Source organism: Streptomyces sp. PSU-S4-23 (assembly GCF_055632315.1).
Genome location: NZ_JBVMUU010000002.1, coordinates 7,291,776 through 7,298,615 on the forward strand (window position 1 = coordinate 7,291,776; position 6,840 = coordinate 7,298,615).

Annotated in this window: 9 protein-coding genes; 2 read left to right on the forward strand and 7 right to left on the reverse strand. The window is 67.9% G+C overall.

All coding sequences use genetic code 11. The features are described from left to right. Nucleotides 1-67 precede the first annotated feature (67 nt). Both ACZ79I_RS33065 and ACZ79I_RS33070 read right to left on the reverse strand, forming a co-directional pair. Nucleotides 68-1,717 (reverse strand): recombinase family protein, encoded by a 1,650-nt coding sequence (locus tag ACZ79I_RS33065; RefSeq protein ID WP_471502367.1) that lies wholly within the window; start codon nt 1,715-1,717, stop codon nt 68-70. Between the two features lie 171 nt (nt 1,718-1,888). Beyond that, nucleotides 1,889-2,380 carry an NUDIX domain-containing protein gene (locus ACZ79I_RS33070; protein WP_471502369.1) on the reverse strand — a complete coding sequence of 164 codons (492 nt, stop codon included), beginning with the start codon at nt 2,378-2,380 and terminating at the stop codon, nt 1,889-1,891. 180 nt (nt 2,381-2,560) lie between these two features. Here ACZ79I_RS33070 and ACZ79I_RS33075 point away from each other — a divergent pair, with 180 nt between their 5' ends. Together ACZ79I_RS33075 and ACZ79I_RS33080 are read left to right on the forward strand one after the other, a co-directional pair. Continuing rightward, nucleotides 2,561-2,779: a hypothetical protein gene (locus ACZ79I_RS33075; RefSeq protein ID WP_471502371.1), complete on the forward strand. Its 219-nt coding sequence runs from the start codon at nt 2,561-2,563 to the stop codon at nt 2,777-2,779. A gap of 219 nt (nt 2,780-2,998) precedes the next feature. Next, a complete protein-coding gene (locus tag ACZ79I_RS33080; RefSeq protein WP_471502373.1) occupies nt 2,999-3,142 on the forward strand; it encodes a hypothetical protein in 144 nt (47 codons plus the stop codon). Between the two features lie 247 nt (nt 3,143-3,389). Here ACZ79I_RS33080 and ACZ79I_RS33085 read toward each other — a convergent pair whose 3' ends face one another. From ACZ79I_RS33085 to ACZ79I_RS33105, 5 genes are read right to left on the reverse strand one after another with little or no spacing between them, the layout of a single operon-like run. Continuing rightward, nucleotides 3,390-4,022: a DUF6875 domain-containing protein gene (locus tag ACZ79I_RS33085; RefSeq protein WP_471502375.1), complete on the reverse strand. Its 633-nt coding sequence runs from the start codon at nt 4,020-4,022 to the stop codon at nt 3,390-3,392. Then, the gene (locus tag ACZ79I_RS33090) at nt 4,019-4,582 is read right to left on the reverse strand and encodes a hypothetical protein (protein ID WP_471502377.1); all 564 of its coding nucleotides are present in this window, start codon (nt 4,580-4,582) and stop codon (nt 4,019-4,021) included. The genes ACZ79I_RS33085 and ACZ79I_RS33090 overlap by 4 nt, the downstream gene beginning before the upstream one ends. A 9-nt stretch (nt 4,583-4,591) precedes the next feature. After that, complete coding sequence (locus ACZ79I_RS33095) at nt 4,592-4,792, reverse strand: MbtH family protein (protein WP_043382691.1); 201 nt, start codon at nt 4,790-4,792, stop codon at nt 4,592-4,594. A 45-nt stretch (nt 4,793-4,837) separates the two neighbouring features. Further along, the gene (locus ACZ79I_RS33100) at nt 4,838-5,074 is read right to left on the reverse strand and encodes an acyl carrier protein (RefSeq protein WP_471502379.1); all 237 of its coding nucleotides are present in this window, start codon (nt 5,072-5,074) and stop codon (nt 4,838-4,840) included. Then, a complete protein-coding gene (locus ACZ79I_RS33105; RefSeq protein ID WP_471502381.1) occupies nt 5,071-6,474 on the reverse strand; it encodes a class I adenylate-forming enzyme family protein in 1,404 nt (467 codons plus the stop codon). Before ACZ79I_RS33105 ends, ACZ79I_RS33100 begins: the two co-directional genes overlap by 4 nt. Nucleotides 6,475-6,840: the final 366 nt, after the last annotated feature.

Sequence of the window (6,840 nt, forward strand, 5' to 3'; positions counted from 1 at the left end):
GAACGGCTCGGGCCCGTTCCGGGAAGCGCACGCCGTAACGGGCCCAATGCTGACGCGAACGCGTCGGTCAATCCTCGCTCCGATAGATAGGCGTGAGCCGGTTCCAGACCGGACCACCAGGTCTGACCGCAGGACTGACCAGCACGGTCAAGAGTGTCTTTTCCACGTACGCGCGTTGCTCCACGAAGTCTAGGTCGTCCCACACTCGGCGTAGGTCGACCGGTCGTCCGGCAGCGTGCAGTACGCGGCGGCGCCACTCGTTCCGCTCGTTCACCAGTCGACGTTCTGTCGCCTCCGCCTTCGCCAGGAACGCGAAGAAGCGCTCTTTGCTGACGAGGCGCTGTTCCCGCTGCTCTGTCCAGTCGGCAATGTCCTCCCGGATTCGGGCAAGCTCCGCTTCGCCGTCCCACTCTTCGGGAATCGACGTCGCTTCTCGCTCCTGGGCCTCCTCCTCGTACTTGGCGATCACAAGCATCTTGAGCGCGCGGTCGGTCTCCGGTCCAGAGATACGGACCCCGCCGCATCCGTATCCGCTCCGCTTGTCGGGGCAGGTGTAGTAGAAGAACCCTTCCGGTTTGTTCCGGCTCGCTGGCGCCTTCATGGCGCGCAAGCGGCCTCCGCACCCGTTCTTGTCACACCGGAGAGTCCCTGTCCCCAGGTACTTCCGGGCGTTGTACGCGTCGCCGGGCTCAGGGGACTTGCCGATGACTTCGGTGACGGCCTCCCAATCGGCCACCGAGATGATGGGGTCCCACTGGCCCTTGACCGGGTCCCCGTCGTCATCGAGGACGGGCTCAACCCTGACGCTCTCGGTCCCGGTCTCCGGGTTGAACTCCCGAACTTTCCTTGAGCGGTAACCGCAGATCCGGGGGTTGCGGAGCACCTGTTTCACAGTCTCCTTGCTCCACTTGTTGCCACGCGTGGTGGGAATGCCCTGCTTGTTCCAGTCGGCTGCGATCGTCCTGGGGGACGCTCCGGTGAGGATGCGCTCGACGGCCTTGCGGAGTGCAGCGGCTTCCTTGAGATCAAGCCGCCGCTTGTCCTCCTTGTAGCCGAACGGGCGAGTGCTGCCCGTGGGGATTCCTGCCTGCTGCAACGCTTGGTGCTTGCGTCGAACTCGCCGGGCGGTGTCGGCACTCGATTTGTTGGCCACGGTCACCAGCAGACGCGCGACCGTCCGGCCGTTGTCGGTGAGAAGGTCGAGGGTGCCGGTGATGTCGATGATCGGGCGGCGGAAGTTCTCTACCACCTCGATGGCGTCTTCAAGATGCCGGTTGTCGCGGGTCAGACGATCGATGTCGTAGACGATCAGGCCGTCCAGCCGCTGGCCGTCTGGCGTCGTACCGCGCTTCAGATCGTCCAACGCCCCTTCGAACACAGGGCGTATCACGCGGTAGGAGACCGTTCCGTCCGGCTGTCGTACCCTTTTGCGCTTCCACGCCGACGTATCGGGCTCCTCGTACGTGTACACGTGCCGGCCGCCGCGGTTCTCGACGAACCGGCGGGCGTCCTTCTCCTGCTCTTCCCGGCTCTTGATGTCCCGGCCCGTGGCCGGACGCCACCTTGTCCCGCTGTCGGCTGGATGATCCGGCGTCCTCCCGGCAGACGACGCGGATAACTCCTCGTCCTCCGCTTCGAGGGAGAGCCGGACCAACACCGCCCAGTTCTGCCCCTTCAGGTCACCCCAGTGCGCCCGCTGTACCAGGTCATCGGTCATGAGGCGAGGTTACTTCTGCCAATGCTCTGTTCGGTGGAGATGCCGGCACCGCTCAGGACGGCGACGAGGGGCTTGGTCATGCGACCGAGGGTAGGCCGGGCGATCCGGGCGCGGCGAACGGATATCGGCCCCGGCCGGTGGCGGAGCCGCAGCCGTCCTGGTGCCTGGCCGTCAGCCGACCCGGTGGCCGTTCTCCAGCTCCGCGGTTCCCGTGCCCTCGGCAAGCGCGTCGAGTGCGGCCAGGACGCGCAGGCCCAGCTCGCCCGGCAGGTACCCGGTGAGTCCGTCGCGCGGCACGAACCGCCAGGACAGCAGTTCCTCCTCCTGCAGGCGGATCGCCTTGATGTCGTCCTCGGTGAGCACCCCGCCGTCGTACACATACGCCACCAGGGGCGGCCGCCCCACCCCGTGCACCCAGTCCACCGCGAGCAGCCGCCCGAGCTCGACGTCGAGTCCGATCTCCTCGGCGGTCTCCCGCCGGGCACCCTGCCGTGGCGTCTCCCCGTCGTCCGACTCGATCGTTCCGCCCGGAAGCGTCCAGCCGTCGCGGTAGTTGGGCTCGACGAGCAGCACCCGGCCCTCGGCGTCGCGGAAGAGCGCGGCGGCGCCGGCGATGATGCGGGGGAGGGAGGCGATGTAGGCGGCGAAGTCCGGAGTGGTCATTCAGGAAGCGTAACCAGCGGCCGGGGCACACCTGGCGGACACGATCTCCTGCGCCTCCCTCAGGCATTCGTGCGCCCCTCACGCTCCCAGGGCTGAAGGCATGACGGCCGGTTGTAGGTTCCGCGCGTGAGTGAACAGTGCGGGTACTTCCTGAACACTGCGGCCCGTCTCGAACGGCACGTGAAAAGCTTCGTAGACTCCCACCCGACGACCGAGGGCCGGAAGGTCTCCCAGAAGATCGCCCGCGATCTCAGCTTCCCCGCCGAGCGATGGAACGGTCCCTCCCAAGCCATGGACGACGAGGCCCGCTGGGCCACTGCCCGCCGACTGCTGCACGACGGCACTCTCAAACCTGAAGACCGCCTTGCCGGAATGCTGTTGCTCCTCTACGCCCAGTGACCCGCCGCCATCTCCCGGCTCACCGTTGACCACATCGAGGAGACCGACGGAGCCGTCCGCATCCGCCTCGGCGCCGTTCCGGTCGGGCTTCCCGCACCCGTCGCTGACCTGGCCCGACAGCAGGTCGAGGCCCGCCGCAGCCATGCCGTCCTCGCCCGGACGGACTCACCCCTGGTCTTCCCCGGCGGCCAGCCCGGCCGGCCGATCAGCGCCTGGGCCATGGGCGAACGGTTCCGCAAACTCGGCATCCGGCTCGCGGAAGCCCGCTCGACCGCCCTGTTCCAGCTCTCCACCGAGCTGCCCGCCGCCGTCCTCGCCCGCACCCTCGGCATCGACATCACCGTCGGACAACCAGGCTCGTGACCACCCCGTCCATTCAACGGCACTGTCACCCTCTGCGGCAGCCCGGTCGGTGTGGTGAACTGGCGGGTGCCTGACGCCGTTCGACGGCAGCACGTTGGGTGTCCGGGTCTTGGGGCAGCGTCGACGGCATGCTGACCCACAGGCAGTCGCTCCCAACGGCCCCGGACCGGTTTCGGGACATGTCTCGCCGGTGGGGGACTCCAACAGTGTCGGAGTCCCCCACCGGTGGCCAAGAGGTCGGCGGAATCTACGGCGGACCACCGTAAGCCTGCTCGGCCTCCTGGTAGCGCTCCACCAAGAGCGGGTCCATCACGGTGGACCCCGGTCCGAAGAACTTGCCGAACCGCTCCCGGTACTGCTGGAACCAGTGCGGTCGCTCGGACAGGAAGAAGACGTCGTGCAGGGCGATGGCGCGGATGGCGAACAGGGGCAAGGGGGCCTTGCTCACCGCGAAGCGGGGGTTGCGGGCGGCCGTCACCTCGCAGTTCTCGTGGAACTGGCCGATCATGAGCCCCTGTGCCACGAAGGTGTCCTTCACCTGGGCATGGGCCTGGTCGAGCAGTCCGGTGTCCTCGCTGCGCAGGTCGGGAAGTGCGACCACCATGGCCCGCAGCATGGGATTGCGGCCTTGCCAGGTCGTCAGCTCGTACTCTCGCAGACTGCTGCGGGCGATCTCCTCGATCAGCTCGAGGGTCGGCGCGTGGCCGGCCAACCGCAGGCGGATCTCCATCGTCCGGTTCTTGCGCGAGGGTGCCACGAAGGGACAGATGGGCCCCGTGCGGCCGATCTCCGGATGGCTCGCTGAGATGTACTCGGTCAGCCATTCCTCGACCGTCTCCAGCGCTAACGCGAAGTCGACCAGGGATGCCGTGGGCGTCATGACGCACCGGTCGGTTCGGTGACGCGGTCGACGGCGATGCGTGCGAGTCGCAGGATCTCCGACTCGTCCGGGACACGGGCGTTGACGAAGGTGAGAATGTCGTCCTTCGCGACGATCACCCAGGCGGTCTCGATGCGGAAGTGGTCGACGGTGGACAGCCACCGCACCAGAAAGCCGCCGTCTCCCAGCTCGACAGGCCCCAGGCCCACCCTCGAGATGTCGAGCTGCACGCCGTCGTTGAGTTCCATCCGGTACTGCGCGCAGGCGTGCACCGCGTCGAAGAGCTCCTGGTAGATCTGCCGGCAGGTCCCGTGGCCGAACTGGGCGACATGGTGGAACACCACCGATCCCACGACGTTCGTGAACAGCGCGGAGGCGTGGTGCATCGTCTCGGGATGCGTGCCGTGCGTGAGCATGTTGGTCAGGTCGACGATGGCCCGCCCCGACTCGTCGCCGGAGACGAAGGCGGGATCGTAGGCGGCGCTCGGCTCCTCGCCGTAGAACGACTCCTCGAGGTCCTCCTCCCGTAACAGCAGCTGCTGGAATGCGGCGTCGTCCATCGAGGTCTCCTATCGGCGCACGAGGCTCAGCGGGCGCATGTCGGTCCAGTGCTCCTCGACGTAGGCGAGGCAGGTCTGGCGGTCGCTCTGGCCGAGCGCGACCGTCCAGCCCGCGGGCACCTCGGCGAACGAGGGCCACAGCGAGTGCTGGCCCTCGTCGTTGACGAGCACCAGGAAGGTGCCGTCGGGGTTCTCGAAGGGGTTGCTCATCATCGCTCCCTGCGCATGCGCCGGATGGGGGGCCAGGTGTGCCGGTCAGTGCTCCTGCGCGACCCTGGTGACGTAGGTGTGGATGCCGTCGATCGAGGTGAACTGGGCCATGTCGTCGAACTGCGGGTCGATGACCACGCCGTGCCGCTCCTCCAGGACGTGCTGAAGGACCACCAGGGTGAAGGAGTCGATCACCAGCTCGGCGTCGTCGGTCAGTTCCTCGGGCGGCCTGAGTCCCGCGTTCTCGGTCAATATCGCCCTGAGGTCGTCTTTCGAGATCACCGGTCCCCCTGTGCCCGCGAGGGCGATTCCGACAGGACGCGTCCGTGCATCAGCGCACGGTCGCGGATCAGCTTCCCCATCGAGTTCCGCGGCAGCAGTCGCGTGACGTGGAACCTCTTGGGGACCTTGACGGGGCTCAGCCGCTCCCGGCACCAGACCGTCAACTCGTCCGCGCCGACGGCGGGGTCGGCGCCCACGAACGCCTCGATGACCTCTCCGTGCATCACGACGGCCTCCGTCACCCGGTCGTGGGCCAGGAGGACGTTCTCCACTTCCGTGAGGTCGACCTTCAGTCCGCCAATCACGGCCAGCGAGTCGGCCCGGCCGAGCATGCTGAGCACCCCGGTCGCAGGGTCCTGCCGGACCCGGTCGTAGGTCCGCAGCCAGCCGTCCGTGTAGCGGTTCGCGTGCTCGCCGTACAGATACGGCGAGTGGTCCATCCGCACATACAGCTCCTCGTCGACGACCTTGACCTCGGCCCCCGGCACCGGAAGCCCCAGCTGCGGAGGGACGGATGTGCCGGACAGGTCACCCGCGATCAGTCCGATCTCGGTCAGTCCGTAGACCGGGCTGATCGGCAGGCCGAAGCGTGCACGGAAGTCTTCGTAGGTCTCCTGCGGCACCCGCTCGCCGCCGGACACCGCAAGGCGCAGTGCGGGCAGTTGGGGCCGGCCGGGGACGCGGGACAGCAGGTCGTAGTGGACGGGCGTTCCGTAGACGGCGGTCGTCCGGGTTGCTGCCATGAGCCGTACGACCTCGGCCGGGCGCAGCGTCGGCGGGATGATCAGCGTCGCCCCGGACGCGAGGGCGTGCAGCACGCCGCTGACCAGGCCCATGTTGTGCATGACCGAGTTCAGCAACATCATCCGGTCGCCCGCGCCAGGGATTCCGGGGAGGGCGGCATGCCGGTCGATTTCGGCCAGCACGGAGTTGGCGGGGCGGCCGATCACCTTGGGCCGGCCGGACGAGCCCGAGGTGAACTGCACCAGTCGGATGCCGTCGACGGCGGGCCGGCCGTCCGGCAGCTGCCGGACCGTGAAGTCGGACTCCTGACGGAATCCGGCCACCGGCCCTCTGGCGCCGGACGCGGCAACGAGGTACTGCGGACGCACCAGTTGCGCCAGCGGTTCGTACTCGGCCGGTTTCAGCCGGAAGTCGACCAGAACCGCCTGCGCCCCACGGCTCCACAGGGCCAACAGAACCTGCATATAAGTGAAACTCGGCGTCATCCTCAGGAGAACCGAGCTACCTTCGCCGATTCCCTGGTTCCGGAAACGCTCCTCAAACTCGGCTACCGCACCGCGTAACTGTCCCCGGGTGACCGAAGCGCTCGAAACGGCCCACGGGTCGTCGTCCGCGCCACGGTTCAGCAGATGACTTACCCACTGCGTTTTTGCCATACGGGTTTCCTTTTGTGAAACAGCCTCGGGAAACGTGCGATCGGCATTTGTGGAAAGTGAAGCTAACACCGCCGAGATACGGCGGGCAAGAGCCCGTCGATCAAGGCGAACGCCCCGCGATCGACGCGCAGGTCCCTACGCCGGTCGCCGCACCGGCAGGGCGCAGCCCGCGGGAAAGGACTCCGTCCGGCGTGTGGCGAGCATCGGCCGCGCTCCGCCGCAAGGCGCGGGCGGTGGTCCTTCACCAGCCAATCCGGCAGTAGTTGGTCGCCAGGCCGCATCGGCGGGCACCGCGGCCGATGCCGGGCGTGCGCGCGGGTCCCGCCGCGTTGTCCCGCGTGTCCCGCCGGCGGGACACGGCCCGGA